This window comes from Microbacterium sp. 70-16 (assembly GCF_001898315.1).
Lineage (GTDB): Bacteria > Actinomycetota > Actinomycetes > Actinomycetales > Microbacteriaceae > Microbacterium.
On record NZ_MKTQ01000010.1, the window covers coordinates 108,668 to 134,338 of the forward strand.

Annotated in this window: 25 protein-coding genes; 9 read left to right on the forward strand and 16 right to left on the reverse strand. The window is 70.5% G+C overall.

Annotation, left to right across the window (positions count from 1 at the left end):
- Positions 1 to 9 precede the first annotated feature (9 nt).
- The gene (locus tag BGO46_RS03380) at positions 10 to 510 is read left to right on the forward strand and encodes a winged helix-turn-helix domain-containing protein (RefSeq protein ID WP_292673348.1); all 501 of its coding nucleotides are present in this window, start codon (positions 10 to 12) and stop codon (positions 508 to 510) included.
- Positions 511 to 534: 24 nt separating this feature from the next.
- On the opposite strand, the gene BGO46_RS03385 is transcribed toward BGO46_RS03380, so the two are convergent.
- Positions 535 to 1,116 (reverse strand): nitroreductase family protein, encoded by a 582-nt coding sequence (locus BGO46_RS03385; protein WP_292673346.1) that lies wholly within the window; start codon positions 1,114 to 1,116, stop codon positions 535 to 537.
- A gap of 164 nt (positions 1,117 to 1,280) precedes the next feature.
- On the opposite strand from BGO46_RS03385, the gene rraA reads away from it, so the two are divergent.
- Entirely contained in the window at positions 1,281 to 1,751 is a 471-nt protein-coding gene (gene rraA, locus BGO46_RS03390; protein WP_292673344.1) for a ribonuclease E activity regulator RraA, read from the forward strand.
- Between the two features lie 78 nt (positions 1,752 to 1,829).
- Here rraA and BGO46_RS03395 read toward each other — a convergent pair whose 3' ends face one another.
- Positions 1,830 to 2,930: an ABC transporter permease gene (locus tag BGO46_RS03395; RefSeq protein WP_292673559.1), complete on the reverse strand. Its 1,101-nt coding sequence runs from the start codon at positions 2,928 to 2,930 to the stop codon at positions 1,830 to 1,832.
- Positions 2,931 to 2,953: 23 nt separating this feature from the next.
- Positions 2,954 to 3,838, reverse strand: a complete 885-nt coding sequence (locus tag BGO46_RS03400; protein WP_292673342.1) for an ATP-binding cassette domain-containing protein — start codon at positions 3,836 to 3,838, stop codon at positions 2,954 to 2,956.
- Positions 3,839 to 4,062: 224 nt separating this feature from the next.
- Between BGO46_RS03400 and BGO46_RS03405 the strand changes: the two genes are divergently transcribed.
- Positions 4,063 to 4,632: an NADPH-dependent FMN reductase gene (locus BGO46_RS03405; RefSeq protein ID WP_292673339.1), complete on the forward strand. Its 570-nt coding sequence runs from the start codon at positions 4,063 to 4,065 to the stop codon at positions 4,630 to 4,632.
- Positions 4,633 to 4,659: 27 nt separating this feature from the next.
- Here the strand turns inward: BGO46_RS03405 and BGO46_RS03410 are convergent, their stop codons facing one another.
- Entirely contained in the window at positions 4,660 to 5,397 is a 738-nt protein-coding gene (locus BGO46_RS03410) for a response regulator transcription factor (RefSeq protein WP_292673336.1), read from the reverse strand.
- Positions 5,394 to 6,692: a sensor histidine kinase gene (locus BGO46_RS03415; protein ID WP_292673334.1), complete on the reverse strand. Its 1,299-nt coding sequence runs from the start codon at positions 6,690 to 6,692 to the stop codon at positions 5,394 to 5,396. The genes BGO46_RS03410 and BGO46_RS03415 overlap by 4 nt, the downstream gene beginning before the upstream one ends.
- A 140-nt stretch (positions 6,693 to 6,832) precedes the next feature.
- On the opposite strand from BGO46_RS03415, the gene BGO46_RS03420 reads away from it, so the two are divergent.
- Entirely contained in the window at positions 6,833 to 8,272 is a 1,440-nt protein-coding gene (locus BGO46_RS03420; RefSeq protein ID WP_292673332.1) for a hypothetical protein, read from the forward strand.
- A 225-nt stretch (positions 8,273 to 8,497) separates the two neighbouring features.
- Here BGO46_RS03420 and BGO46_RS03425 read toward each other — a convergent pair whose 3' ends face one another.
- The 3 genes from BGO46_RS03425 to BGO46_RS03435 are packed head-to-tail and all read right to left on the reverse strand — an operon-like array spanning position 8,498 to position 12,365.
- Positions 8,498 to 9,337: an exodeoxyribonuclease III gene (locus tag BGO46_RS03425; RefSeq protein ID WP_292673328.1), complete on the reverse strand. Its 840-nt coding sequence runs from the start codon at positions 9,335 to 9,337 to the stop codon at positions 8,498 to 8,500.
- Positions 9,338 to 9,375: 38 nt separating this feature from the next.
- A complete protein-coding gene (gene pntB, locus BGO46_RS03430) occupies positions 9,376 to 10,821 on the reverse strand; it encodes a Re/Si-specific NAD(P)(+) transhydrogenase subunit beta (RefSeq protein WP_292673325.1) in 1,446 nt (481 codons plus the stop codon).
- A complete protein-coding gene (locus BGO46_RS03435) occupies positions 10,818 to 12,365 on the reverse strand; it encodes a Re/Si-specific NAD(P)(+) transhydrogenase subunit alpha (protein WP_292673322.1) in 1,548 nt (515 codons plus the stop codon). Before BGO46_RS03435 ends, pntB begins: the two co-directional genes overlap by 4 nt.
- Positions 12,366 to 12,492: 127 nt before the next feature.
- Between BGO46_RS03435 and pyrE the strand changes: the two genes are divergently transcribed.
- Entirely contained in the window at positions 12,493 to 13,068 is a 576-nt protein-coding gene (gene pyrE, locus BGO46_RS03440; RefSeq protein WP_292673319.1) for an orotate phosphoribosyltransferase, read from the forward strand.
- 29 nt (positions 13,069 to 13,097) lie between these two features.
- Here pyrE and BGO46_RS03445 read toward each other — a convergent pair whose 3' ends face one another.
- The 3 genes from BGO46_RS03445 to BGO46_RS03455 all read right to left on the reverse strand — a co-directional run bounded on the left by BGO46_RS03445 (position 13,098) and on the right by BGO46_RS03455 (position 15,203).
- Positions 13,098 to 13,946 (reverse strand): universal stress protein, encoded by an 849-nt coding sequence (locus BGO46_RS03445; protein WP_292673316.1) that lies wholly within the window; start codon positions 13,944 to 13,946, stop codon positions 13,098 to 13,100.
- Positions 13,947 to 14,085: 139 nt separating this feature from the next.
- Positions 14,086 to 14,268: a hypothetical protein gene (locus BGO46_RS03450; protein WP_292673313.1), complete on the reverse strand. Its 183-nt coding sequence runs from the start codon at positions 14,266 to 14,268 to the stop codon at positions 14,086 to 14,088.
- Between the two features lie 116 nt (positions 14,269 to 14,384).
- Positions 14,385 to 15,203 carry an HAD-IIA family hydrolase gene (locus BGO46_RS03455; RefSeq protein WP_292673310.1) on the reverse strand — a complete coding sequence of 273 codons (819 nt, stop codon included), beginning with the start codon at positions 15,201 to 15,203 and terminating at the stop codon, positions 14,385 to 14,387.
- Between the two features lie 41 nt (positions 15,204 to 15,244).
- On the opposite strand from BGO46_RS03455, the gene BGO46_RS03460 reads away from it, so the two are divergent.
- Positions 15,245 to 16,201, forward strand: a complete 957-nt coding sequence (locus tag BGO46_RS03460; protein ID WP_292673307.1) for an SDR family NAD(P)-dependent oxidoreductase — start codon at positions 15,245 to 15,247, stop codon at positions 16,199 to 16,201.
- A 156-nt stretch (positions 16,202 to 16,357) separates the two neighbouring features.
- On the opposite strand, the gene BGO46_RS03465 is transcribed toward BGO46_RS03460, so the two are convergent.
- On the reverse strand, positions 16,358 to 17,002 hold the full coding sequence (locus tag BGO46_RS03465) for a metal-dependent transcriptional regulator (protein ID WP_292673305.1): 645 nt from the start codon (positions 17,000 to 17,002) through the stop codon (positions 16,358 to 16,360).
- Between the two features lie 10 nt (positions 17,003 to 17,012).
- The gene (locus BGO46_RS03470) at positions 17,013 to 18,320 is read right to left on the reverse strand and encodes an Nramp family divalent metal transporter (RefSeq protein ID WP_292673302.1); all 1,308 of its coding nucleotides are present in this window, start codon (positions 18,318 to 18,320) and stop codon (positions 17,013 to 17,015) included.
- Positions 18,321 to 18,494: 174 nt separating this feature from the next.
- On the opposite strand from BGO46_RS03470, the gene BGO46_RS03475 reads away from it, so the two are divergent.
- Positions 18,495 to 19,151: a TrmH family RNA methyltransferase gene (locus BGO46_RS03475; RefSeq protein WP_292673299.1), complete on the forward strand. Its 657-nt coding sequence runs from the start codon at positions 18,495 to 18,497 to the stop codon at positions 19,149 to 19,151.
- 225 nt (positions 19,152 to 19,376) lie between these two features.
- Here the strand turns inward: BGO46_RS03475 and BGO46_RS03480 are convergent, their stop codons facing one another.
- Both BGO46_RS03480 and BGO46_RS03485 read right to left on the reverse strand, forming a co-directional pair.
- Positions 19,377 to 20,696: an MATE family efflux transporter gene (locus BGO46_RS03480; RefSeq protein ID WP_292673296.1), complete on the reverse strand. Its 1,320-nt coding sequence runs from the start codon at positions 20,694 to 20,696 to the stop codon at positions 19,377 to 19,379.
- A gap of 169 nt (positions 20,697 to 20,865) precedes the next feature.
- Complete coding sequence (locus BGO46_RS03485; RefSeq protein WP_292673292.1) at positions 20,866 to 21,420, reverse strand: cysteine hydrolase family protein; 555 nt, start codon at positions 21,418 to 21,420, stop codon at positions 20,866 to 20,868.
- Positions 21,421 to 21,528: 108 nt separating this feature from the next.
- Between BGO46_RS03485 and BGO46_RS03490 the strand changes: the two genes are divergently transcribed.
- Both BGO46_RS03490 and BGO46_RS03495 read left to right on the forward strand, forming a co-directional pair.
- Positions 21,529 to 23,523 (forward strand): M13-type metalloendopeptidase, encoded by a 1,995-nt coding sequence (locus BGO46_RS03490; protein WP_292673289.1) that lies wholly within the window; start codon positions 21,529 to 21,531, stop codon positions 23,521 to 23,523.
- Positions 23,520 to 24,581 (forward strand): serine hydrolase, encoded by a 1,062-nt coding sequence (locus BGO46_RS03495; protein WP_292673286.1) that lies wholly within the window; start codon positions 23,520 to 23,522, stop codon positions 24,579 to 24,581. Before BGO46_RS03490 ends, BGO46_RS03495 begins: the two co-directional genes overlap by 4 nt.
- 233 nt (positions 24,582 to 24,814) lie before the next feature.
- On the opposite strand, the gene purU is transcribed toward BGO46_RS03495, so the two are convergent.
- Positions 24,815 to 25,671, reverse strand: an 857-nt coding sequence (purU, locus tag BGO46_RS03500) for a formyltetrahydrofolate deformylase (protein WP_299985296.1), incomplete at its 5' end; no start/stop codon positions are given.

The following is a 25,671-nucleotide window of genomic DNA, read 5'->3' on the forward strand; positions in this document are numbered from 1 at the left end:
GATGCCCGCATGGACGACGCGTCGACCCGTTCCGCATCCCGCGCCCTCAGCTCGCCGCTGCGCATGCGGATCCTGCGGCTGTGCCGCTTTGACGCCCGCACGAACAAGGAACTCGCCGACCTGCTGGGAGTCAACCCCGGCACGACGCTGCACCACGTGCGGATGCTCGTCGACGCGGGCTTCCTCGAGGCGCAGCCGGAGCGCAGCGGCGCCCAGGGTGCGCGCGAGGTGCCCTACCTCGCGACGGGGCGGTCGTGGAACGCGTCGATGGACGACCAGATTCCGGTCCTGATGGAGACGGTGCGCCAGCAGGTCGCGCTCGCCGATCCCGACGCGGTGCTGCTCGGCTGGCTCGGCCTGCGCCTGAACGCCGAGCACAAGGCGGAGCTCGATCAGCGCCTGCGTGACCTGCTCGTCGAGTACAAGGACAAGACGCCGGATGCCGATGGCGACCCCTACTCGCTCGTCGTGATCACGCACCCCGACCTGAACCCGCCCGCGGCGCGGTAACCGGCATGCGCGCAGCCGGCGCGGTCAGACGTTCAGGATGAGCGAGTCCGAGATCGGGCGGCGGGTGCGCGGCGCGAGCTCGCGCTCACGCAGGGCCTCGGGAGCCGCGTCGAAGTCGCCGAGCGCGCCCACGGCCATCACGGTCACGGCGCTGAGGTCGTCGCCGAAGCCGAAGGCCTCACCGATCGCGTCGCGGTGGAAGCCGCCCATCTGGTGCGTGTGCAGGCCCGACGCGTGCGCCTGCACGGTGAAGTGCGCGGCAGCCTGGCCGGTGTCATACGCCGCCCACGGCAGCGGCTTTCCGTCCAGCGACGCGGCGGTGGCGAACACGACGAGCGCGGCGGCATCGGCGGCCCAGGCCTGGTTGAAGCCCATGAGCGACGCGACGATCGTCTCGTGCGCGGCCGTTCCGCGGCGAGCCACGACGAAGCGCCACGGCTGGGTGTTGCTGGCCGACGGCGCCCAGCGGGCCGCCTCGAGGGCGCTCGCGAGGGCGTCTTCGTCGATCGGGGTTGTGGGGTCGAAGATGCGGGTGCTCCAGCGCTCGGCGAGCACGTCGAGAATCGGGGCATTCGTTTCGGCGGGGTGCACAGCAACAAGGCTCATGGCGTCTCCTTCAGACTTCTTTCACGAGGGACGCCGTCGTCCCGATCGCTGAAACGCTACGCCGCGCGGCTGTGTTCCCGATGAGTTGCCGTTCACAGAAGGTCACACGAAGTTCCTGCGTGGATGCCTGTTTGAGCCGGCGATCGGCGCATTAGCGTGGCGTCATGACGACGATCCTCACGGCCGACCTGTACGACGAGCGCGGCGACGAGCTCGACTCGCTCGCGCTGCAGCTGCACGACATCGGCGGCCACGTCGCCTTCGACGGGCCGATCCGCACAGTCCGGTGCCATCGCGACAACGCCCTCGTCAAGGCGACGCTCGCGACCCCCGGTGACGGCGCCGTGCTCGTCGTCGACGGCGGCGGCTCGCTCGAATCGGCCCTGGTGGGCGACCTGATCGCGGCATCCGCGGTCGCGAACGGGTGGTCGGGCATCATCGTGCACGGCGCGATCCGCGATCGCGTCGCGATCGGGCAGCTGCCGCTCGGCGTGAAGGCCCTCGGCTCGAACCCGCGCAAGAGCGCGAAGGACGGCGTCGGCGAGCTCGACGTGCCGGTCGAGATCGCGGGCGTCGTCTTCCGCCCCGGCGCGCACGTGTGGGCCGACGCCGACGGTGTGCTCGTCGAGCGCTGACGCCGTTCGAGGAGCGCACGCAAATGGTCGCGTTCCGCGCCGAAACGGAGCCATGTGCGCTCCTCGAAAGCGAGACGGTCAGGCCGACAGCGCCTCGGCGAGCTTGACGCGGGCGCCCATGCGCAGGATCGAGTTCTCGTAGATCTTCGCGCCGACCCAGATCGCCACGGCGCAGGTCGCGAGCATGACCACGAGTGACAGCAACGGCTCCCACCACTGCGCCCCACCGAGGAAGATCCGCACCGGCATCGCGACGGGGGCCGAGAACGGCACGTACGACATGATCGACATCACCAGGTCGTTGTCGTTGAAGAAGATCACCAAGAAGTACGGCGCCATCACGAGCAGCGTCAGAGGCGTCGTCGTCGAGCCGATGTCCTCCTGCCGCGACACCATGGCTCCTGCGGCGGCGAAGAGGGATGCCAGGAGCACGAACCCGAACAGGAAGAACACCGCGAACCACGCGAGCGGCGCACCGAGCCCTGCCAGCAGGTCGCTCTGCCCTGTCACGGTGAAGCCGATGATCGCGATCGCGGCGAGTCCGATGATCTGTCCCATCGCGAGGATCGTGTTGCCGATGACCTTGCCGGCAAGCAGCGCCCGCACCGGAATCGCCGAGATCAGCAGCTCGACGACGCGGGTCGCCTTCTCTTCGACGACCGATTGAGCGATCGTCGAGCCGAACGTGAGCGCCGCCATGAAGAAGACGAGCCCGAATCCGAGCGCGACGAAGTAGCGGAGCATGCCGTCGGTGGCATCCGGGTTCAGCAGTTCGACGGTCGGGGTGACGCTCAGCAGGCTCAGCAGCGTGGACGGGACGCCGTCTTCGCCAACGACCGTGTAGCCGAACGGCTGCGCGTCGCTCGGCACGAGGGCGGCATCGACGTCGCCCGAGCGGACGAGATCGCGCGCGGCGTCGGCGGAGGCGACCTGCGTTGCGTCGATGAGGTCGTTGCCGGCGACGGCGGATGCCGTGTCTGCCGTCACCGCGACGGGGATCGCGTCGCTCGTCTGTGCGGCGAAACCGCCCCACACGACCGAGATGAGGGCGATGACGAACAGGATGCCCGTCGAGATGAGGAAGGCCTTGCTGCGCAGTTTCGATCCGACCTCGCGCTCGGCGACGAGCCAGACGCTCTGCGCGAACGAGGGCGTGACGGAGGGAGTGGCGGAAGGCATGACGGAGGGGGTGGCGGACGTGGTCACTGGATGACCTCCTTGAAGATCTGGGCGAGCGAAGGATGCTGCGGGGCGAAGCTCGCGACGTCGCCGGCGGCGACCGCGCGGCGCAGCACCCGCTGGGCGACCTCGTCGCTGTCGACGTCGAACAGGGCGTACCCGCCGTCGAACTCGACGACCGTCACGCCCTGCTCGTCGCGCAGCCACCCGGCATCCCCGCCGGAGATGAGCTCGAACCGCCGCTGCGCGTGCTCGGCGCGCAGTTCGTCGCGTGATCCCGTGGCGCGGATCGTGCCGCCCGCGATGATGACGAGGTCATCGCACAGCCGCTCGACGACGTCGAGCTGATGCGACGAGAACAGCACAGCTGCGCCGTCGGCGGCGCGACGCTGCAGCACGCTCGCGACGACGTCGACAGCGAGCGGATCGAGGCCCGAGAACGGCTCGTCGAGGATCAACACGCGCGGGTCATGCACGAGCGCCGCCGCGATCTGCGCACGCTGCTGGTTGCCGAGCGACAGCGTCTCGACGTTTTCCTGCAGGCGCTCGCCGAGGCCGAGCTCGACCAGCAGCGCTTCGGCTCGCGCGGTCGCTTCGGCCTTGCCGAACCCGTGCAGCCGCGCGAGGTACACGATCTGCTCGAGCACCCGCATCTTGGGGTACAGGCCGCGCTCTTCGGGCATGTAGCCGAAACGGCGCCGATCGGATGCCGTGACGGGTGCGCCGTCGAGGGTGACGGTTCCGCTGTCGCGGGCGAGGACGCCGAGGATGATCCGCATCGTCGTGGTCTTGCCGGCGCCGTTGCCGCCGACGAAACCGGTCAGGCGCCCCGAGGCGACCTGGAACCCGACCTCGTCGAGCACGCGCGCGGCGCCGTAACTCTTGGTGATACCGCTCAGTTCGAGCATGCGTTCCTCCTGTGGAGTCGTCCGGAACTGTCCGGTGCTGCTTCGACGCTAGGCGAGTGGCGTGGGTGCGTCTTCCCCCCGAGGGGGGAGATCGCGGGCGCCGAACGGGGGAGGGCGGCGGACCGCAAGTACATGCGGCGGAATAGACCCAGGCATCCTGCGCTTTTTCCTTCTGGGCCTCCTCGTCGAGGGCGCCCCGCAAACCCAAAACCACTGGAGGAACCATGACCGGACGCACCATCGGCTACATCGTCGGCAGCATCTCGTCGAGCTCGATCAACCGTCGCCTCGCCCTCGCGCTGGCACGCCTGGCGCCCGAGGACGCCACCCTCGTCGAGATCCCGATCAAGGACCTGCCGCTATACTCGCCCGACTACGACGCCGACTACCCGCAGGTGGCGCGCGACTTCAAGCAGGCGATCGCCGATGTCGACGGTGTCATCATCGTGACGCCCGAGTACAGCCGCTCGATCCCCGGTGTGCTCAAGAACGCGCTCGACTGGTCGGCGCGCCCGTGGGGCCAGGCATCCTTCGACGGCAAGCCGACCGCGGTCATCGGCACCTCCGGCGGCGGCATCGCGACGGCCGCCGCGCAGCAGCATCTGAAGGCGATCCTGAGCCACTACAACGCGCCGACGCTCGGTCAGCCCGAGGGCTACATCCAGTCGCTGCCCGGCCTGTTCACCGAGGACGGCGAGGTCACCAATGAGGAGACGGCCGCGTTCCTGCGCTCGTACCTCGACGCGTTCCTGGTGCTGATCGACCGCTACGTCACGGAGAGTGTCGCGGCCTGAGGCTGCGTCTCACGCATCGCCACGGGCTCAGCCCAGCCCGTGGCGGTGCGCGTAGACGACGGCGGCGACGCGATCGCGCACGCCGAGCTTCTGCAACAGGTTCGACACGTGCGTCTTCACGGTCGCCTCGCCGATGAACAGGGCCGCCGCGATCTCGGCGTTGCTGCGAGCGTCGGCGAGCAGGCCCAGCACGTCGCGCTCGCGGTCGGTCAGCTCGACGCCGATCGGCGGGGTGGATGCCCCGTGGCGTGGCGCCTCGCCCGCCGCCGGCACCGGCACCGCGCCCGCGCCGGGCGCCGTGCCGCCCGCCGCTCCGCCCGCGGGCACGCCGTCCGCGCGCGTGAACCGCTCGATGACGCGCTTGGTGACCGCCGGCGCGAGCAGCGCGTCACCCGCCGCCGCGACGCGGACGGCGGTGACGAGGTCTTCCGGCCCCGCGTTCTTCAGCAGGAACCCGCTGGCACCCGCCGCCAGCGCCTGGAACAGGTAGTCGTCGCGGTCGAACGTGGTCACGACCACGACGCTGGCTGAGACCTCCGGATCGGCGACGATGCGCCGCGTCGCCTCGAGGCCGTCCATGTCGGGCATCTGCACGTCCATGCAGATCACGTCGGGCAACAGGGCGGATGCCGCAGTCACCGCCTCGACGCCCGTCGTCGCTTCACCGACGACGTCGATGTCGCCCTCTGCCTCGAGGATCATCCGGAACCCCGCCCGCATGACGGCGTGGTCATCGACCAGCAGCACCCGCAGTGGCGCGATCATGCCTGCGCCCCGATTTCGACGCCGGCCGCGGGCCCCGCCCCGACGCCGGCTGCCGTGCCGACCCCGACCGGCACGTGCATGCGCACGAGGAACCCGCCGCGCGGGCGCGGCCCGGCCTCGAGCGTGCCGCCCGACGCCGACGCGCGCTCGCGCATGCCCACAAGGCCGAGGCCGGGGCGGCCACCGAGCGGGTCGCGCCCCGTGTTCGCGATCTCGAGTTCGACGGCATCCGGCGTGTACCTCAACCGCACGTCGGCCGTCGCGCCGGGGCCGCCGTGGCGGCGCGCGTTGGTGAGCGCCTCCTGTGCGACGCGGTAGAGGTTCACCCGCACGAGCTCGGGCACGGCGATCGGGTCGCCGACGACGGCGTACGTGGTCGGCAGGCCGTTGTCGTTCGCGTGCGTGACGAGTTCGGGCAGCGAGGCGGGGCCCAGCGTCGAGTCGTCGGGCGTATCGGCATCCGGCGTCCGCAAAGTCTCGAGTAGCTGCCGCAGCTCATCGAGGGCCTCGCGCGCCGACTGCTCGACCGACTGCAGCGCCGCTCGAGCGGATGCCGGGTCGCGATCGAGCACCGCGCGCGCGGCGCCGGCCTGCACCCCCATCGCCGACACGTGGTGGGCGACGACGTCGTGCAACTCGCGCGCGATGCGCACGCGGTCGAGTGCCACGGCCTGCGCGGCGGTCAGCTCGCGCTCACGTTCGAGTTCGCGCGTGCGCTGCTCGAGCGTCGTGACGGAGCGGTACTGCGCCCACGCGCGCTCGCCGAAGAAGAAGGCTCCGCCGAAGAACGCGACGTTCACGAGGAACTGCAGCAGCATGAACGCGGCGAACGGCGAGAACAGTCCCGCGCGCGAGAGGCCGCCGTCGTCTTCCGCCGTCGCCGCCTGGAACGTCGTGACCAGCAGCCAGCCGAACATGCCCGCGATGACGACCAGTCGCACGATCGTCGCGCGGCGCCGGTCGGGCACCCACGCGCCGACCGTGTACATCGCGATGAACAGCGACACGTTTCCGAGGTAGATCTCGGGCACGCGGAACGAGACACCGATGAAGAACGCGAGCGCGATCGTGATGAGCACCGCCTCGGGGTAGCGCCGCCGCGCCGCGATCGGCAGCGTGAGTGCGGCCGAGTACACGAGCGCCCAGCCGAACGCGGGCGACTCTTCGCCGTAGACCCCCGCGACATGACCGAGCCAGGCGCTCACGATGGCCGCCACGAGCAAGGCGAGCGAGAGCCACAGATCGTTGCGCCGCTGCGCGGGCGTCAGCGTGCGCGCGGGAATCGGATCGCTCATCCCTCCAACGTACGGGGGACGGATGCCCCGTCGCCTCCCCCGCGCGGCGGAACAGCGCGCCACCGGTTCACGGCGAACTGACAGCCAATGGAAAACTTCTGTCCACCTGCACGGCATCCAGCCTCTCTACACTCAGCCGAGTGACCAGCGACCCACAGCATCAGCCCCTGGCCGCACGCACCGCCCCTTCCGACGGTGCGTCGCTCTCTGCCGTCGCCGCGCCTGACCGGTCCGGTCTGATGAGTCGGCTGCCCGCCGCGGTCCAGCGCCGCGTGCAGCACCTCGCCACGATGCGCGACCCGCTGCTGCGCTTTGCGCTCACCCGTCGCGGCCTCATGATCGGGTTCGCCGTCGTGCACGGCGTGTACCTGCTGGGTCTGCTGCCGACGATCATCGCGGGCGAGACGCAGGGCGATCTGCCGCTCTACCGGCTGTGGGCCGAGCAGGCACGGCTCGGCTACTGGCCCGTCATCGACATGCCGTGGGTCTACCCCGCCGGGGCCCTCGTGCCGATCGTCGCGCCGGTTCTGGCCGGTGCCGACGCGTACCAGCTGATCTGGTTCCTGCTGATGGTGGCGGCGAACTTCGTCGCCGTGCTGGCGCTCACGGGCGGCCTGCGTCGCCGGTCGGGCTACCTCGCGGCGTGGTACTGGCTCGCGGTGCAGATCCTGCTGGCGCCGGTCTCGATGCTGCGCCTCGAGGGCTTTGCCGCACCGCTCGCGATCGCGGGCCTCGCCGTGCTGCTGCGGCGTCCGGCGGTCGCCGGCGCGCTGCTCGCGGCCGCCACGTGGATCAAAGTGTGGCCCGCCGCGCTCGTCGGCGCCGCCGTCACGATCTCGTCGGCACGCTGGCGCATCGTCGCCGGTGGGGCCGCCGTGACCGCCGTCGTCGCGGGCGCGATCGCCTGGTACGGCGGCGCACAGAACCTGTTCAGCTTCCTGACGATCCAGGGCGACCGGTCGCTGCAGCTCGAGGCGCCCGTCGCGACGCCCTGGGTGTGGGCGACCGTGCTGGGCCTTCCCGAAGCGGAGATCCGGCAGAACTACGCGCTCGCGACGCGCGAGGTCGCCGGCCCCGGCGCGCACCTGGCGGGCGAGATCGTCGGCTGGCTCATGCCGATCGCGTGCCTCGTCATCGTCGCGCTGCTGTGGCGCGCGCGCCGTCGTGCGCTGCGCGAGGGCCGCTTCAGGCCGCGCGGGCAGCTGAAGCTGATCCTCGTCGGCGGGTTCGCGATCGCCGCCGCACTCATCGTGTTCAACAAGGTCGGATCGCCGCAGTACATGCTGTGGCTCGCCCCGATCGTCGCGGTCGGGCTCGCCGTCGACCGGCGCGCCTGGAGTCGCGTCGCCGGGTGGATGGCCGGAGTGTGCCTTGCGACGACCCTCGTGTTCCCCGTGCTCTACCTGCCGCTGATCGATGCCGACCCGTTTGCCGCCGGCGTGCTGCTCGCGCGCAACGTCATGGTCGGCGGCCTGTTCCTGTGGAGCCTCGTTGCGCTGTGGCGCGCGGGTACGGCGCCCCAGACCGGGCGCGACGCGCTGCGGATGCCCGTCGCGATCGCTGCCGTCGCCCGCGGCTGACCCTCGCTCTTCGCCCGGTCGCTGCGCGCCGCCCAAGGCGTCGGTGGCCGTCGCCGCGGATGCCTCGCCGCAATAACTCAGGAACGGCGGCGGTGCGGCATCGCCGCTACCGCGTGATTCGGCGGCGTGGTGTCACCGCGATCGCGGCATCTCCTGAGTTATTGCGGTGGGCCGTGGATGCCTGTCAGCGGTTCGCCGTCAGCAGGTCGCGTCAGCGGGCCCGGCTCACCAAATCATCGGGCGGTCGTCGTCGTCCGCGCCCGCGAGGTCGAGGTCGACGACCACGGGGACGTGGTCGCTGGGGATCTCGCCCTTGCGCTCGTCACGGTGGATGGATGCCCCCACGACGGCATCCGCAAACGCATGCGAGCCGAGGATGAAGTCGATCCGCATGCCCTCGTTGCGGGGGAAGCGCAGCTGCTTGTAGTCCCAGTAGGTGTAGCCCGTCGGAACGAGGGGGCGCACCGTGTCGTGCAGGCCGGCGGCAAGCAGCGCCTGGAACGCCTCGCGCTCGGGCGGTGAGACGTGGGTGGTGACGCCCTCGATGACGGTGGGGTCGCCGTTGTCGGCGTCGGTCGGTGCGATGTTGAAGTCACCGGTGAGCGCGAGCGCGAGGTCAGGGTTCTTGCTCAGCGTGTCGGCGGTGTAGCCGCGCAGCGCCTCGAGCCAGTCGAGCTTGTAGCGGTAGTGCGGGTCATCGAGCCCGCGCCCGTTGGGCACGTAGAGGCTCCAGACCTGCACTCCGTCGATGGTTGCGCCGATCGCACGGGCCTCCTGCGGGGCATCCGGCCCGTCGTGTCCCTTCGCGAAACCGGGCATGCCGGGGAACGCGATCTGCAGGTCGTCGATCGAGGTGCGGCTCGCGATCGCGACGCCGTTCCACTGGTTCAGTCCGTGCGCTTCGACGGTGTAGCCCGCTGCCTCGAACTCGGCGTAGGGGAACTGCTCGGGCTTGCACTTGATCTCCTGCATCAGCAGCACGTCGACGCCCTCGCGCACGGCGAAGTCGACCGTGCGGACGACGCGGGCGCGGATCGAGTTGACGTTCCAGGTGGCGATGCGCATGCCTCCACCCTACGGTCGACCGCCGACGTTGCCGGCGGTCAGAGGGCGGCGAGGATGTCGTCCACGCGCTGCTTGGCGTCGCCGAAGAGCATCTGCGTGTTGTCGCGGAAGAACAGCGGGTTCTGCACGCCGGCGTAACCCGACGCCATCGACCGCTTGAACACGACGACGCTGCGGGCCTCCCACACGTGCAGCACGGGCATGCCCGCGATGGGCGAGCCCGGGTCTTCGGCCGCGGCGGGGTTGACCGTGTCGTTCGCGCCGATCACGAGTACGACGTCGGTGTCGGCGAAGTCGTCGTTGATCTCGTCCAGCTCGAGCACGATGTCGTACGGCACCTTGGCTTCGGCCAGCAGCACGTTCATGTGGCCCGGCAGACGCCCGGCGACGGGGTGGATGCCGAAGCGCACCTCGACGCCCTTCTCGCGCAGCCGCTTCGTGAGATCCGCGACGGGGTACTGCGCCTGCGCGACGGCCATGCCGTAGCCGGGAGTGATGACGACCGACCGCGCATCGCGCAGCAGTTCGGCGACCGACGCGGCATCCGTCTCGTGGATCTCGCCGGTCTCCTCGGCATCCGCCCGCGGCGCCTCGATGCCGAAACCACCCGCGATGACCGACAGGAACGACCGGTTCATGGCCTTGCACATGATGTACGACAGGTACGCACCTGACGACCCCACGAGCGCGCCCGTGACGATCAGCAGGTCGTTGTTCAGCAGGAAGCCCGCTGCCGCTGCCGCCCATCCCGAGTAGCTGTTGAGCATGGATACCACGACCGGCATATCTCCACCGCCGATCGAGGCGACGAGGTGCCAGCCGAGCGCGAGCGCGAGGAGCGTTACGACGATCAGCAGCCACAGGTCGGGCGTGATGACGTACCAGACCGTGAGCGCGACGAACAGGACGAGCGCGCCGACGTTGAGGAGATTCTTGCCCGGCAGCATGAGCGGCCGCGACGACATGCGTGCCGAGAGCTTGAGGAATGCGACGATCGAGCCGGTGAAGGTCACCGCGCCGATGAACACGCCGATGAACACTTCGGCGTGGTGGATGCCGACGAGTTCGGGTGCGAGGGCCTCGGCGTAGAGGTGGCCGTTCCAGCCGACGAGCACGGCCGCGAGGCCGACGAACGAGTGCAACAGCGCGATGAGCTCGGGCATGCCGGTCATCTCGACGACGCGCGCGCGCCACAGGCCGATGACGGCGCCGACGACGACGGCGCCGACGAGCAGCGCGACGCCGAGGTACAGCGTGACGTCGTCGGGCACGAGCGTGCCGTCGGCGAGGACGAGGATGACCGTCGCGACGAGCGCGATCGTCATGCCGGAGATGCCGTAGACGACGCCGCGGCGGGCGGTCTCCTGCTTGCTGAGTCCCGCGAGGGCGAGGATGAACAGCAGTGCGGCGACGATATATGCCGCGGTGGCGATGGACTGCGCGAGCACGATGCCGGCGGCCTCGGAGGTGGCGACGAGGGTCACTTCTGCTCGCCCTTCTGGAACATGGCGAGCATTCGCCGGGTGACGGCGAAGCCGCCGAAGATGTTGATGGATGCCAGCAGCACGGCGATCGCGGCGAGAACCTGCACGAGCGGGTCAGGAACGATGATCTGCGTCATCGCGCCGACGATGATGATGCCGCTGATGGCATTCGTGATGCTCATGAGCGGCGTGTGCAGTGCGTGCGCGACCTTGCCGATCACGTAGAACCCGATCACCACCGAGAGCGTCAGCACGAGGAAGTGCTGCGGCAGCGGCGCCGGCGCGATCGCGCAGACGAGGAAGAGCACCGCGATCCCCGCGATGATGAGCCCCGACTTCGCCCCGCGCGACATCGTCTTCTTCGGTGTGGGCTCGGCGGCCGCCGCGACCGGAGCGGCGGTCGGCGCCGCCGAGACCTGCACGGGCGGCGGCGGCCAGGTGACGGCGCCGTCCTGCGTGACGGTGACGGCGCGCTGCACGACATCGTCGTGGTCGAGCACGAACTGCCCGTCCTTGCCGGGGGTCAGCAGCGCGAGCAGGTTCACGAGGTTCGTGCCGTACAGCTGGGATGCCTGCTGCGGCAGCCGGCCGGCGAGGTCGGTGTAGCCCAGGATGATGACGCCGTTGTCGGTGACCGTGCGCTCGCCGGCGACAGACCCTTCGACGTTGCCGCCCTGGCCCGCGGCCATGTCGACGATGACGCTGCCGGGCTTCATCTCGGCGACGTCGGCGGCCGTGATCAGGCGGGGAGCCGCACGCCCCGGGATCAGCGCCGTCGTGATGATGATGTCGACGTCGGCGGCCTGGTCGCTGTACAGCTTCGCCGCCGCGGCGTCGTAGGCGGCGCTCGTCGCCTTGGCGTAGCCGTCCGACGACACCTCCTTCTGCTCGTCGGGCACGACGACCTCGAGGTAGGTGCCGCCGATGGATGCCACCTGGTCGGCCACCTCGGGGCGCGGGTCGGTCGCGCGCACGATCGCGCCGAGGCTGGATGCCGCGCCGATCGCCGCGAGTCCCGCGACGCCTGCGCCCGCCACGAGCACCTTCGCGGGCGGCACCTTGCCGGCCGCCGTCACCTGACCGGTGAAGAAACGGCCGAACTCGTTCGCCGCCTCGACGACGGCGCGGTAGCCGGCGATGTTGGCCATCGAGCTCAAGACATCCATCGACTGTGCGCGCGAGATGCGCGGCACGGCATCCATCGCCAGCGCCGTGACGCCGCGTTCGGCCAACGCCGCCAGCAGGTCGGGGCTGAGCGCGGGGCTGAGCAGGCCGATGAGCACGGCGCCCGACCGCAGCAGCGCGATCTCGTCGGATGTCGGGGCGGCGACCTTCAGCACGATGTCGGCGCCGAAGGCCGTCACGCGGTCGACGATCTCAGCGCCCGCGGCGACGTACGCGTCGTCGGGGAAGGACGACTGCGCTCCGGCGCCCGCCTCGACGACGACGTCGTAGCCGAGGCCGCGGAGCTTTCCGACGGTCTGCGGAGACGAGGCGACGCGCGTCTCACCCGGCCGTTCTGTCACGATCCCGATGCGGGGCATGGCTCTCCTTGGGTCACATCGCCGCTCGGGTGGCGGGCGACGCTCCCGACTCTAGAGCGGATGTCAACGCCTCTGGGAGAGAAGTCGCGTGAAAAATCCCCGATCTTCCGTCCGTAGACTGCTGATCATGACCGTCGCCTCCACTCCCGAGCTCGAAGCCGACCGCCAGGCCCTCATCGGCCTCATCACGGACGAAGCCGTCTTCCACGGCGACTTCACCCTCTCCAGCGGCAAGAAGGCGACGTATTACGTCGACATGCGCAAGCTCACGCTCGACCACCGCGCCGCCCCCGCGATCGGCAGGCTTGTGCTCGACGTCGTCCGTGACCTGAAGGTGGATGCCGTCGGCGGACTCACCCTCGGCGCCGACCCGATCGCCAACGCCGTGCTGCACGCGTCGGTCGCCGCGGGCACCCCGGTCGACGCGTTCGTCGTGCGCAAGGAACCCAAGGATCACGGCCGCGGCCGTCAGATCGAGGGCGCCGAAGTCGCCGGCAAGCGTGTCGTGATCGTCGAGGACACCTCGACGACGGGTGGGTCGCCGCTGAAGGCCGCCGAAGTCGTGCGCGCCGCGGGCGCCGACGTCGTCGCCGTCGTCACGGTCGTCGACCGCAAGACCGGCGCGCAGGCCGCCGTCGAGGCCGCCGGATTCGAGTGGCGCTCGGTGATCGACCTCGACGATCTCGGGCTCGCGGCGCAGTAAGCGCGCGGCGCGCGGTTGGCGCCCGCGCCTCACCGCACGACGGCGGTGACCGTCGCGAGGTCGGCGAGCACTTCGTGGCTGATCGAGCCGAGCAGGAACCGTGCCAGCGCGCCGCGCCCGTGAGTGCCGAGGACGGCGAGGCGGGCGCCCTTCGCATACTCGTTGATCACGTGCGAGGGATACCCCTGCCGCACGACGCGCTCGACGACGAGATCGGGGTAGTCGGCCGCGACGCCGGCGAGGGCGAGGGCGAGCACCTCCTCGGTCGCCGCCTGCATGTTCGTGACGTACAGCTCCGGATACACGGCGAGGCTGTTGCGCGGCGCGACCACTGGCGTCCATACGCCGACGGCGGTGAGCTTCTCGCCGAGCCGGTCGGCTTCGGCCGCGGCGAAGGCGAGGGCGTGCTCCGAGGTCTCCGAACCATCCAGACCCACCACGATGCCCGACCGCCCCGCGACGTCGAAGTCGGGCACCACGACGACCGGACACGCCGAACCTGCAGCGATGCGGATGCCGTGCGCACCGCGCACGCGCGGCCCCTGCGGCCCGCGAAAGTCACTGCCGATCACGAGCAGTGCGGCGTGGGTGGATGCCTCGACGAGCACCCCGACCGGGTTGCCCGCCTCGACGCGGGTCGTGACGGTGACCCCGGGCGCCGCAGCACGGATGCTCTCGGCGTGCGCGTCGAGCATCGACTGCGCGGCATCCAGCGCCGCCGTGATGACATCCGCCTCACCGACCGTGCCGAGCGCGCCGCCGATGACCGAGACGAGTTCGATCGGCTGTGCGCGGGCCTTCGCGCGAGCGACCGCCCACTCGATCACGCGGGGCGTGACCGGAGCGCCGGCAACGCCGACGACGATCCTGCCGTTCATGAGATCCATCCCTTCGTTGGGAGCTTCCTCTGAGCGCCACGTTACCCCACCCGGCTGTGCCACGGGCGGCGCTCACGCCGTAACTAACCTCGGCATGCGCCGGACCCGAGCGCGGCCCCGGGCAAGGTGGAGCCCACGTCTACCGGAAGGCTGGCAGTTGGGATGCCAGCGCGAGGATGAGCCCCGTGAAGGTCAACACCATGATGCCGCGCCCGTTCGGCAGCGGCGTGCCCTGCGGGGCATCCTTTCGTCCGCGAACGAACAGGACGAGCGCGGTCATCAGCACCGCGAGCGCCGTAAGGACGAGGACGAGCGCGATCATCGGTCGTCACCGCCGCGGCGCCTGCGAACCAACTGCACGACGACCACCGCCAGCGTGCCCACCAGGATCACGATCGAGCTGAGGTAGAGCAGCGCCTGCTCGGTGTCGCTCACCGGTCAGACACCGTCGGTGAGATCCGGCAGCTCGGACTCGATCGGCTCGGCAGACAGCAGATCGGCGACCGAGTCGAGCACCTCGTCGGGTCGGAACGGGTAGCGCTCGATCTCGGCGTCGTCCGAGATGCCCGTGCGCACGAGGATCGTGTGCAGGCCCGCCTCGATGCCGGCGACGACGTCGGTGTCCATGCGGTCGCCGATCATGCCGGTGTTCTCGGAGTGCGCGCCGATGCGGTTCATCGCCGAACGGAACATCATCGGGTTGGGCTTGCCGACGACATACGGCTCCTTGCCGGTCGCGTGCGTGATGAGCGCCGCGAACGATCCGGTCGCGGGAACGACGCCGGTGGGGGTCGGGCCCGTGGCATCCGGGTTCGTGATGATGAACCGGGCGCCGTCGTTGATCAGACGGATCGCCTGCGTGATGCGGTCGAACGAGTAGTTACGCGTCTCGCCGACGACCACGTAGTCGGGCTTGGTCTCGGTCATGACGTAGCCGGCCTCGTGCAGTGCCGTGGTCAGTCCCGCCTCGCCGATGACGAACGCCGAGCCACGGGGGTTCTGCGAGCGCAGGAAGTCGGCCGTCGCGAGGGCCGAGGTCCAGATACGCTCCTCGGGCACCTCGAGGCCCGAGTTGCGCAGCCGCGCGCTCAGGTCGCGTGGCGTGTAGAACGGGTTGTTGGTCAGCACGAGGAACGGCGTGCCGGTGTCGCGCCACTGCGCAAGCAACTCGGCAGCCCCCGGGATGGGCTTGTTCTCGTGGACGAGAACGCCGTCCATGTCGGTGAGCCAGCACTCGATATCGGCGCGTGTCCGCATGGACCCCAGCCTAGTGGGCCGATCGGGCCTAGTCTCGAGGCGTGACCCGTGACGCGTGGGACCCCGAGCTGTTGCCCGACCTGCACGGGCGCCGGTACCTCGTGACCGGGTCGACCGCGGGCCTCGGATTCTTCGCGTCGCTGCAGCTGGCCGCGGCCGGCGCCCACGTCATCATGACGGGCCGCAACCCCAACCGCCTGCAGGCCGCGCGCGCCGCCGTGCAGCGCAACGCTGCGGATGCCGACGTCGAGACCCTGCTGCTCGACACCAGCAACCTCGGGTCGGTGCGCGCCGCGGCCGCGACCGTGCGCGGCCGGTCGGGACTGCACGGACTGCTGCTCAACGCCGGGATCGTCCACCCGCCGCGGCGGCGCGAGACGACCCCCGATGGGCACGAGCTGGTCTTCGCGACCAACGCGCTGGGACACTACGCCCTCGCCGGCGAGCTGCTGCTGCCGCTGGCCGCCGGGCGCGGGCGCATGGTGTGGGTCGGGTCGATGTCGACCGCGATGGGCGAGTACGACCCGATCGACCTCGAGCTCGAGAACGGCTACACCCCGTGGCGCGCCTACGTGCAGTCGAAGGTCGTCACGACCGCCCTCGGCTTCGAAGCGGATCGCCGTCTGCGCGCCGCAAACGTGCCGATCGCGAGCCTCGTGGCGCACCCCGGCTATGCCATCGGCGGTCGCACCCGGGGCATCCTGGGTGTGAACGAACCCTCGAAGACGAAGCGGTTCTTCGACAACCTGCAGGCGCCGATCACGCAGTCCAAGGAGCACGGCGCGTGGTCGCTCGTGCGGGCGCTCGTCGATCCGGATGCCGTGGGGGGCCAGTTCTGGGGCCCCGCCCGGATCGTCAGCGGGGCGCCGCGCGTGGCGAAAGCGCCGAAGATCACGCTCGACGAGATCATCGCCGCGCGCGTCTGGAACTACTGCGAGCACGCGACGGGCATGCCCTGGCCCTACCTCAAGGCCAGCCGCACGCGGCGGCGGGGGTAGCCGGGGGCGGGGTGCGCGTGCGCGCGGGCGCGGGGTGCGCTCCCTCTGATTCCACGAGACTGCGTTTCTGCGACGAGACAGCGTGCGCGGCGCGCAGTCTCGTCGCGAGAACGCAGTCTCGCGGAGTGGGTGGGCGGCGACCCGGCGCGCCGCGGGTCAGGCGGTGAGCCAGACGGCGGATGCCGCGGCGGGCGGCAGCTCGATGGTCGCGCCGCCGTCGACGCGCACGGCGTTGCGGCCGGCGACCGTGACGGCGTGCCCCACGTCGATGCCGGCGCCCTCCAGGGCGCGCAGCAGCGCGGGGTCGCGGTCGCTGACGCGCAGCACGCGTCCGGTGTGGTCGAGGTGCGCTTCGGCGAGCAGGACGAACGGCACGCGCGCGACGTGCCCCGAGGCATCCGGAATCGCGTCACCGTGCGGATCATGCGTCGGATGCCCCAGCCGCGCCGAGATCCCCTCGAGCAGCCGGTCGCTGATCGCGTGCTCGAGGACTTCGGCCTCGTCGTGCACCTCGTCCCACGCGTAGCCGAACTCGCGCACGAGCCACGTCTCGATCAGGCGGTGGCGGCGGATGATCGCGGCGGCGCGGACTTCCCCGGCATCCGTCAACGACACCGGCCCGTACGGGCGATGCGACACGAGCCCCTGCGCCGCGAGCTTCTGCACCATCTCGGTCACCGTCGAGGGCGCGAGGCCCAGCTCGGCGGCGAGCTGCGACGGCGTCACCGGATCGCTCTGCCACTCGGTGTGGTGGTAGATCGTCTTCAGATAGTCGTCGATCGCGACGGAGGGCGCGGGCACGCGATCCAGGCTATCCGCCGCCCAGCACCAGGCACATCAGGACGCCGTTGAGCACGACCAGGAAGAGCGAGGCGAGGATGCCCGCGACCGTCGTCCACCACCGGTTGCGGTGCGCGCCCAGCACATCGCGGCGCGCCGTGAGTGCGACGAGCGGAATGAGCGCGAACGGGATGCCGAAACTCAGCACGACCTGGCTCAGCACGAGTGCCCACGTCGGGTCGACGCCGGCCGCGAGGATCACGATCGCCGGAACCAGCGTGACCAGCCGGCGGGCGAGCAGCGGCACGCGGATGTGCAGCAGCCCGTGCATGATCTCGGCGCCGGCGTAGGCGCCGACGGCGGTGCTGGCGAGTCCGCTCGCAAGCAGCCCCACCGCGAACAGCGTCGCGACGCCGGCGCCCAGTCCGGTGTGCAGCGCATCGTACGCGCCCTCGAGACTGTCGGTGCCGGGCACGCCGGCGAGGTTCGCGGCGGCCAGCAGCAGGATGCACAGGTTGACCGTGCCCGCGATGACGAGCGCGATCGTGACGTCCCAGCGGGTCGCGCGCAGGATGCGGCCGATGCCGTGTGCGCGGTCGCCGGGGTGGGCGCCGGGGGCGGTGAACCGGTCGCGGGCGAGTGCGGAGTGCGCGTAGATCGCGTGCGGCATGATCGTCGCGCCGAGGATCGAGGCGGCCAGCAGCACCGAGTCGGTGCCCTCGAAGCGGGGGATGAGACCTGCGGCCACGGCCGTGGCATCCGGCGGTGCGACGAAGACGCCGTACGTGAAGCCGAGCGCGATGATCGCGAGCAGGCCGATCACGACGAACTCGAAGCTGCGCGCGCCGCGCCGCTGCTGGATCATCAGCAGCGCGATCGAGACGGCGCCCGTGATCAGCCCGCCGATCGGGAGCGGCACCGCGAACAGCAGCCAGAGTGCGACCGCGCCGCCGATCACCTCGGCGATGTCGGTCGCCATCGCGACCAGTTCGGCCTGCAGCCAATAGAGGCGGCGTGTCGTCGTGTGCCGGAAGCGCTCGCCGAGTGTCTCGGCGAGGCTGCGGCCCGTGACGACGCCGAGCTTCGCCGACAGGTACTGGATCAGCCACGCCATCGCGTTGCCGAGCACGACGACCCACACCAGCAGGTAGCCGAACCGGGCGCCGGCGGTCATGTTGCTTGCGACGTTGCCGGGGTCGAGGTAGGCGACTCCCGCGACGAGGGCGGGGCCGAGCAGCCACGCCGCGCGGCGCGTGCGGCGGCGCTCGGGGCCACGGGTGGTCGCCGCTGCCGTTGCGCTTGCGCTTGCGCTTGCGGCAGTGGCCGGAGTTTTCGGCATGCCGAAACCCTAGCAGGGAATTTTTCGGTAAGCCGAAATCTCGTGGATCGATCGCGGACGGACCGCGGACGGCTCGCGACGTGGACCATAACTCAGGCAGATCGTGGCCTCGGGCGCGAGTTCGGCCGCCGGGGGCGCGGAATGCCTGAGTTATGCGCCGGGTAGCGTGGGCACGTGACTGACACCGATGCCGCCGAGCCCGAGCTGCCGGTCGGAGTCGGGCCGTGGCCCGGCGGGCCCGAGGCCTGGCCGGATGACCCGCGCTACGACCGCGAGCTGCTTGCGGGTGGCGACCGGCGCAACGTGATCGACCGCTACCGCTACTGGACGATGGACGCCATCGTCGCTGACCTCGACGAGAAGCGGCACGGGTTCCACGTCGCGATCGAGAACTGGCAGCACGACATGAACATCGGCTCGATCGTGCGCAGCGCCAACGCCTTCGGCGCCGCCGAGGTGCACATCATCGGCAAGCGCCGGTGGAACCGCCGCGGTGCGATGGTCACTGACCGCTACCAGCACGTGCGGCACCACGAGGACGTCGCGGCGTTTGCCGCGTGGGCGGCGGAATCCGCCCTGCCGGTCATCGCGGTCGACAACGTCGAGGGCTCGGTCCCCGTCGACCGCGCCGAGTTGCCCGAGCGGTGCGTGCTGCTGTTCGGGCAGGAGGGCCCCGGGCTGTCGCCGGAGGCGCTCGCTGCGGCACGGTCCCTGAGCCCCGTCGAAGGGGGCGGGGTCGTCGAGATCACCCAGTACGGCTCGACTCGCTCGATCAACGCGAGCGCTGCCGCCGCCGTCGTGATGTACGAGTGGTGCCGCCGCTGGGCGTGAGCCTCTGGGCGCGCGCGGTGGGTGGGGTCGTCGTGCGCGTGCCGCAATAACTCAGGAGACTCCGTGAACCGGGCGCCGGTGCGCCGCGGGAATCCGGGTCGGCCGTGACGCCGGGGCACCTTCGTTCCTGAGTTATTGCGGTCGCGGCCGCGCAAGGCCGCCGGCGGCCGCGCGATGCCGCGCGGGGTACCGCGGCGCGGCCGGTGCCGGTGGGGTGTGGCGGGGCTACGCGCCGGCGGTGAGCCACTCGGGGCGGCGCACGCGCCAGGCGAGCGTCGCGAGGCGCGCGAGCATGAACACCCCGAAGAAGCACGCGGCGAGCCAGGCGAGCCCGGCTGCTCCGGTCGGGTGAAGCAGCCCCACCGCAACGAGTGCCGGCAGGTACGGCACGAGGTTCAACCCGCCGGCGATCGCGAGATAGCGCGCGTCGCCCGCCCCCATCAGCACGCCGTCGAGCACGAACACGACGCCGCTCACGGGTTGCGCCACGGCGAGCACGAGCAGCGCGGGCTGCACGAGCACGGCGACGTCGGCTGAGCCGGTGAACAGCAGTCCGATCACGCCGGACGCGGCCGCGATCACGCCGCCGACGAGCACGCCGAACCACGCGCCCCACGCCACCGTCCGGCCGAGCACGCGGCGCACGAACGCCTCGTCGCCTGCGCCGAGGCCGCGCCCGATCAGGGCCTGCGCCGCGATCGCGAGCGCGTCGAGGGCGAACGCCGCGGTCGAGAAGATCGTGAACGCGACCTGCCATCCTGCCAGCTCGTCGGTGCCGAGGCCCGTCGCGACGAAGACGGTGGTCAACAGCGCGGCGCGCAGCGACACCGTGCGCAAGAACAGCCAGCCGCCCGATCGGGCAGATCCCCGCACGCCGTCGCGCTGGGGGAGGACGGATGCCGCGTGCCGCCGTGCGAGGCGGCCGACGACGACGGCGTATGCCCCGACCATCGCCCACTGTGCGACGACCGTCCCGGCGGCAGAACCCGCGATACCCCAGCCGAACCCGTAGATGAAGAGCCAGTTCAGCAGCGCGTTGAGAGTGAAGCCGAGTCCCGCGATCCACAGGGGAGTCACGGTGTCCTGCATGCCGCGCAGCAGGCCGGTCGCCGCGAACACGATGAGCATCGCGGGCAGGCCCCACATCGACAGCTGTAGGTAGATCACCGCCTGAGCCGCGACGTCGGCCGGTGCGCCGAACAGCGAGACCAGCCACGGAGTGAGAAGTGATCCCGAGACGGCGAGCACGGCGCCCAGGCCCAGCGCAAGCCAGAGTCCGTCGATGCCGGCGCGCACGGCGCCGGTGTGCTCGCCCGCTCCGAAGCGGCGCGCGACGGCCGGTGTCGTCGAGTACGCGAGGAAGACCATCAAGCCGACGACGGTCTGCAGGATCGACGATGCGATGCCGAGGCCCGCCAGCGGTACGACGCCGAGGTGGCCGACGAGTGCGGAATCGACGATCAGGAACAGGGGCTCGGCGATCAGCGCGCCGAGCGCGGGCACGGCCAACCGCAGGATCTCGCGGTTGAGCGTGGGGGTCGGCATGGGATCGAGCCTAGGGGCGTCCCGTGTTGCTCCCTGTCAGGGTTGCGTCGTTTCCGGCGCCCCTGCGCGGCAGGCTCAACGACCGGGCGGCTCAACGACCACCTCGCTCATCGACCGGCAGGCTCAACGACCGGGCAGGGCGGACGACCGGGGCGGAAAACGACCGGCACTACGCCGAGAGGCGGACCTCGGCGGCGTCCGCGACGCCGGCGAGCTTGTCGGGCGCCGACTGGAAGCCCCAATACAGGTTGGTGTGCGCTGCGACCGCCGCAGGCGTTGGAGCGCCCCACGGCGTCTTGTCGTTCGACGTGTGCGCGTCGCCGACGAGCACCGTGTCGTACCCTCGGGCAAAGGCGCCGTGGATGGTCGAGCGGATGCACGCGTCGGTCTCGGCTCCCGCGACGACCACGCGGCTGACGCCGAGCTGTGCCAGCACCTCCTCCAGGTCGGTGCCCTCGAACGAATCGCCGTGCTGCTTGCGCACCCGCGGCTCGCCCGCCGCCGGCGCGAGCTGGTCGACGATCTGCCACTCGTGCGTGCCCACGGGCATCCCCTCGTCATCATGCTGCACCCAGACGATCGGCACGCTCTCTGAACGCGCGCGCTCGACGAGCGCCGCGATGCGCGTGATGACGGCCTCGCGCTCCCACGCGGCATCCATCACGTCGTTCTGCACGTCGACGACGAGCAGTGCCGTCGCCGTCCCCTCTGATCGAGTCGACATCAGCCCGTTCCTCTCCGCGCGGCAGTGCACCGCCTCTGCGACGTTACGACTCCCTTCCGACATCCACCACACACCCGCGGCACAGATCCGGCCGCCTATTGTGGAGGCATGACCGAGAACCCCACACGCTCGGGTATCGAGCTGTCCGAACTGAGCGCCACGATCCGCCCGCAGGACGACCTCTTCCGGTACGTCAACGGCGCGTGGCTCGAACGGACCGAGATCCCCGAAGACAAGGCCCGCTGGGGCTCGTTCCACCTGATCGCCGAGCAGGCCGAGAAGGACGTCCGCGCGATCATCGAAGAGTCGCAGGCGGCTGCAGACGGCACCGAAGCCCGCAAGATCGGCGACCTGTTCACCAGCTTCATGGACACCGAGCGCATCGAGCAGCTCGGCGCGACGCCGCTGGCCGCCCAGTTCGCCCGCGTCGATGCGATCGATGGCATCCCCGCACTGCTGCGCACCGTCGGCGAACTCGAGCGCGAGGGCATCGGCGGACTGTTCGGCACCTACATCGAGCCCGACCCGGGCAACCCGCAGCGCTACGTCGTGTTCATCGTGCAGAGCGGACTCTCGCTGCCGGACGAGAGCTACTACCGGCTCGAGAACTTCGACCGCACGCGCACCGCGTTCCGCGAGTACGCCGCAAAGGTCCTGGATCTGGCCGGCGTGACGGATGCCACAGCCCAGGCCGACCGACTTTTCGCGCTCGAGACCGAGATCGCCAGCCACCACTGGGACAACGTGCGCAGTCGCGACGCGGTCGCGACCTACAACCTGATGAGCTGGGCCGAGGTCCGTGACCTCGTCGGTGTCGACCTCGACCCGTGGCGGGATGCCGTGGCGCCCGGCTTCCAGGACGGCTTCGCCGAGATCAACGTCAACCAGCCCAGCGCCCTGACCGGCCTCGGCGCGCTGCTGGCCGAGGACCGCCTCGACGACTGGAAGGCGTGGCTGCGGCTGCACATCGTCCGGGCATCCGCCGCGTTCCTCTCGGCCGACTTCGTCGATGCGAACTTCGCGTTCTACGGCACCGAGCTGACGGGCGTGCCGGTCAACCGCGAGCGTTGGAAGCGCGGCGTCGGGTTCGTCGAGGCGGCGATGGGCGAAGCCGTCGGCAAGGTGTACGTCGAGCGGCACTTCCCGCCGGCCGCCAAGGAAGACATGGACGAGCTCGTCGCGAACCTCATCGAGGCCTACCGGCAGTCGATCGCCTCGCTCGAGTGGATGACCCCCGCGACGCGTGAGCGCGCGCTCGAGAAGCTCGCCGCGTTCACGCCGAAGGTGGGCTTCCCGGCGACGTGGAAGGACTACTCGGCCCTCGAGGTCGACCCTGCCGACCTCATCGGCAACGTCCTGCGTGCCAGCGCCTGGGAACATGACCGGCAGTTGCGCAAGCTCGGTGCACCGATCGACCGCGACGAGTGGTACATGACGCCGCAGACCGTCAATGCGTACTACAACCCGCTCATGAATGAGATCGTGTTCCCGGCGGCGATTCTGCAGCATCCGTTCTTCGAGATGGATCGGGATGTCGCGGCCAACTATGGCGGCATCGGCGCCGTGATCGGGCACGAGATCGGCCACGGCTTCGACGACCAGGGTTCGGCATTCGACGGCACCGGTGCGCTCAACGACTGGTGGACCGACGAAGACCGCGCCGCGTTCACTGAGCGGACGTCGGCGCTCATCGCGCAGTACGACGCGCTCGTGCCGCGCGGTCTTGACGGCGAGCGGCTGGCCGACGAGCACCATGTCAACGGCGCGCTCACGATCGGCGAGAACATCGGCGACTTGGGCGGCCTCGGCATCGCATTGAAGGCGTACGCGCTGCATAACGAGCGGGTCGGCGCGCCCGCGGACGGACCCGTGATCGACGGTCTGACCGGCGTGCAGCGGCTGTTCCTGAGTTGGGGCCAGATCTGGCAGCAGAAGGGGAGGGATGCCGAGACCATCCGCCTGCTCACGATCGACCCGCATTCGCCCAATGAGTTCCGCTGCAACCAGATCGTCCGCAACGTCGACGAGTTCTACCGCGCGTTCGACGTCACGGAGGACGACGCGCTGTGGCTCAGCGCCGATCAGCGCGTCACGATCTGGTGAGCGAGACTCCCCCCACCCGACGCTCTCGCGCGGAGGAGCCGCGCGAGAGCGCTACGCGCGCCGCACGGCGGGCTGCCGGCGCTCAGCCGGTCGTTGCTGCTCCTTCTCGTGAGGATGCGGCTGACTCGGTAGCGGACGGCGCGACCCCCGTCCGTACGTCGCGTCGGGCTGCGAACGGCGCTCGGGTCGCCGGCACCGCGGATGCCTCGCCGCGGCGGGCGTCGCTGCGGCAGCGCTCGTTCCTCGGCACGATCAAGGCGCTCGACACGCTCGCCGCTGCCGGCGCGGTCGTGTCGGTGCGGGTCATGGACCTCGACAGCTCAGAAGACCTGCTCACTGGTGACGACCACTTGACGCTGCCGGTCGGCGGACTCGGGGTCGTCCCGCTGCTGATCGAGGTGGCCGCCCAGATCGAATCGGGAAGGCTTGATCCGCGCGCGGTCATCGAACGCGGATCGGTCGATCCCGTCTCGGTCGCGGGCGTGTGGCACCGGCTCGCGGCACCCGCCCTGGCGGTCAGCGACCTGGCGGTGCTGGCGGCCGCGGCATCCGATGCGTCTGCCGCCAACGCGCTGCTGGCGCGCGTCGGACTCGATGCCGTGCGCGCCCGCATGGAGGAGATCGGCCTCGAGAAGACGGCGCTGATGGACGGATTCCGCGACGAGCGCGGACCCGACGACGCCCCGCAGGTCGCGCTCGCGACAACGGGGGAGCTGACGGCACTGTTCGCCGCGATCGTGAACGCGCACGTCGTCTCGCCCGCCGTCAGCGCTCAGGTCGGCGAGTGGCTCAACCTCAATCAGGACATGGCCCTCGTCGGCGCCGCGACGGCGCTCGACCCGTTCGCGCACGAGGACGATCGGCACCGGCTGCTGTTCGTCAACAAGACCGGCCGCGCCGACGGCATCCGTGCCGAAGCCGGTGTGCTCGCGGGGCCGCGCGGCGGCGCCGCCTACGCGCTGATCGTGTGCTTTGACGACCTCTCGATCGCGCACCGCCTGCGCGCGCACGAGGCCTTCCGCGCCCTGGGCTCCGACCTCATGGAGTACGTGTACTGAGGCATCCGCCCCCTCATTGGGCCAACCGTCTCCCACTAACGGTCAACCGTGTCCCACTTACGGTGGCGCGTGTCCCAGAAAGCGCTGTGTGGATGCCCCGGCGGCAGCCGTTTGTGGGACATGGTGCACGGGTGGTGCGCGGGCGGCGAGGTTTCGATACGGCGCCTGCGGCGCCTACTCAACCTGAGTCGCAGCCGGGTCAACGCCGCTGCGCGGCATTGACCCGGCTCGACTCAGAACACGATGGTGTGGTTGCCGTGGCGGATGACGCGGTCTTCCGCGTGCCACAGCACAGCGCGCGAGAGCACCTGGCGCTCGACGTCGGCGCCGCGGCGGGCGAGTTCGGCGGCCGAGTCGGCGTGCGTGACGCGCACGGTGTCCTGCTCGATGATCGGGCCCTCGTCGAGGTCGCCGGTAACGTAGTGCGAGGTCGCCCCGATGAGCTTGACGCCGCGCTCCTTCGCCTTCTTGTAGGGCTCGGCCCCGATGAAGGCGGGCAGGAAGGAGTGGTGGATGTTGATGACGGGCACCGCGAGGGCATCCAGGAACTCGGGCGACAGGATCTGCATGTACCGCGCCAGCACGACGAAGTCGACGTTGCCGACCAGCAGCTTGAGGATCTCGGCCTCGGATGCCGACTTGTCGGGGCCCGCGACCGACGGCACGTGGAAGAACGGCACGCCGAAGCTGCGCACGTCTTCGGCCGTCGTCGTGTGGTTGGAGATCACCATCGGGATCGTGACCGGCAGATCGCCGCGGCGGTGCCGCCACAGCAGGTCGAGCAGGCAGTGGTCCTGCTTGCTCGCCAGGATCGCCATGCGCTTGGGCACCGACTGGTCAGTCAGCGACCACTCGAGGTCGAAGCCGGCGAGAGTCGTGCCGATCTCGGCCTCGATCTGTGGCCGGTCGGCGGCGAAGTCGGGCCGGTGGAACACGACCCGCTGGAAGTACGCGCCGCCGCGGTGGTCGTCGGAGAACTGGTCGAACGCGACGATGTTGCCCCCGATGCGCGTGATCATCGCCGACACCGCCGCGACGATCCCGGGCTTGTCGCTTCCGTGCACGATCAGGCAGGCGTGATCGGCGGGGG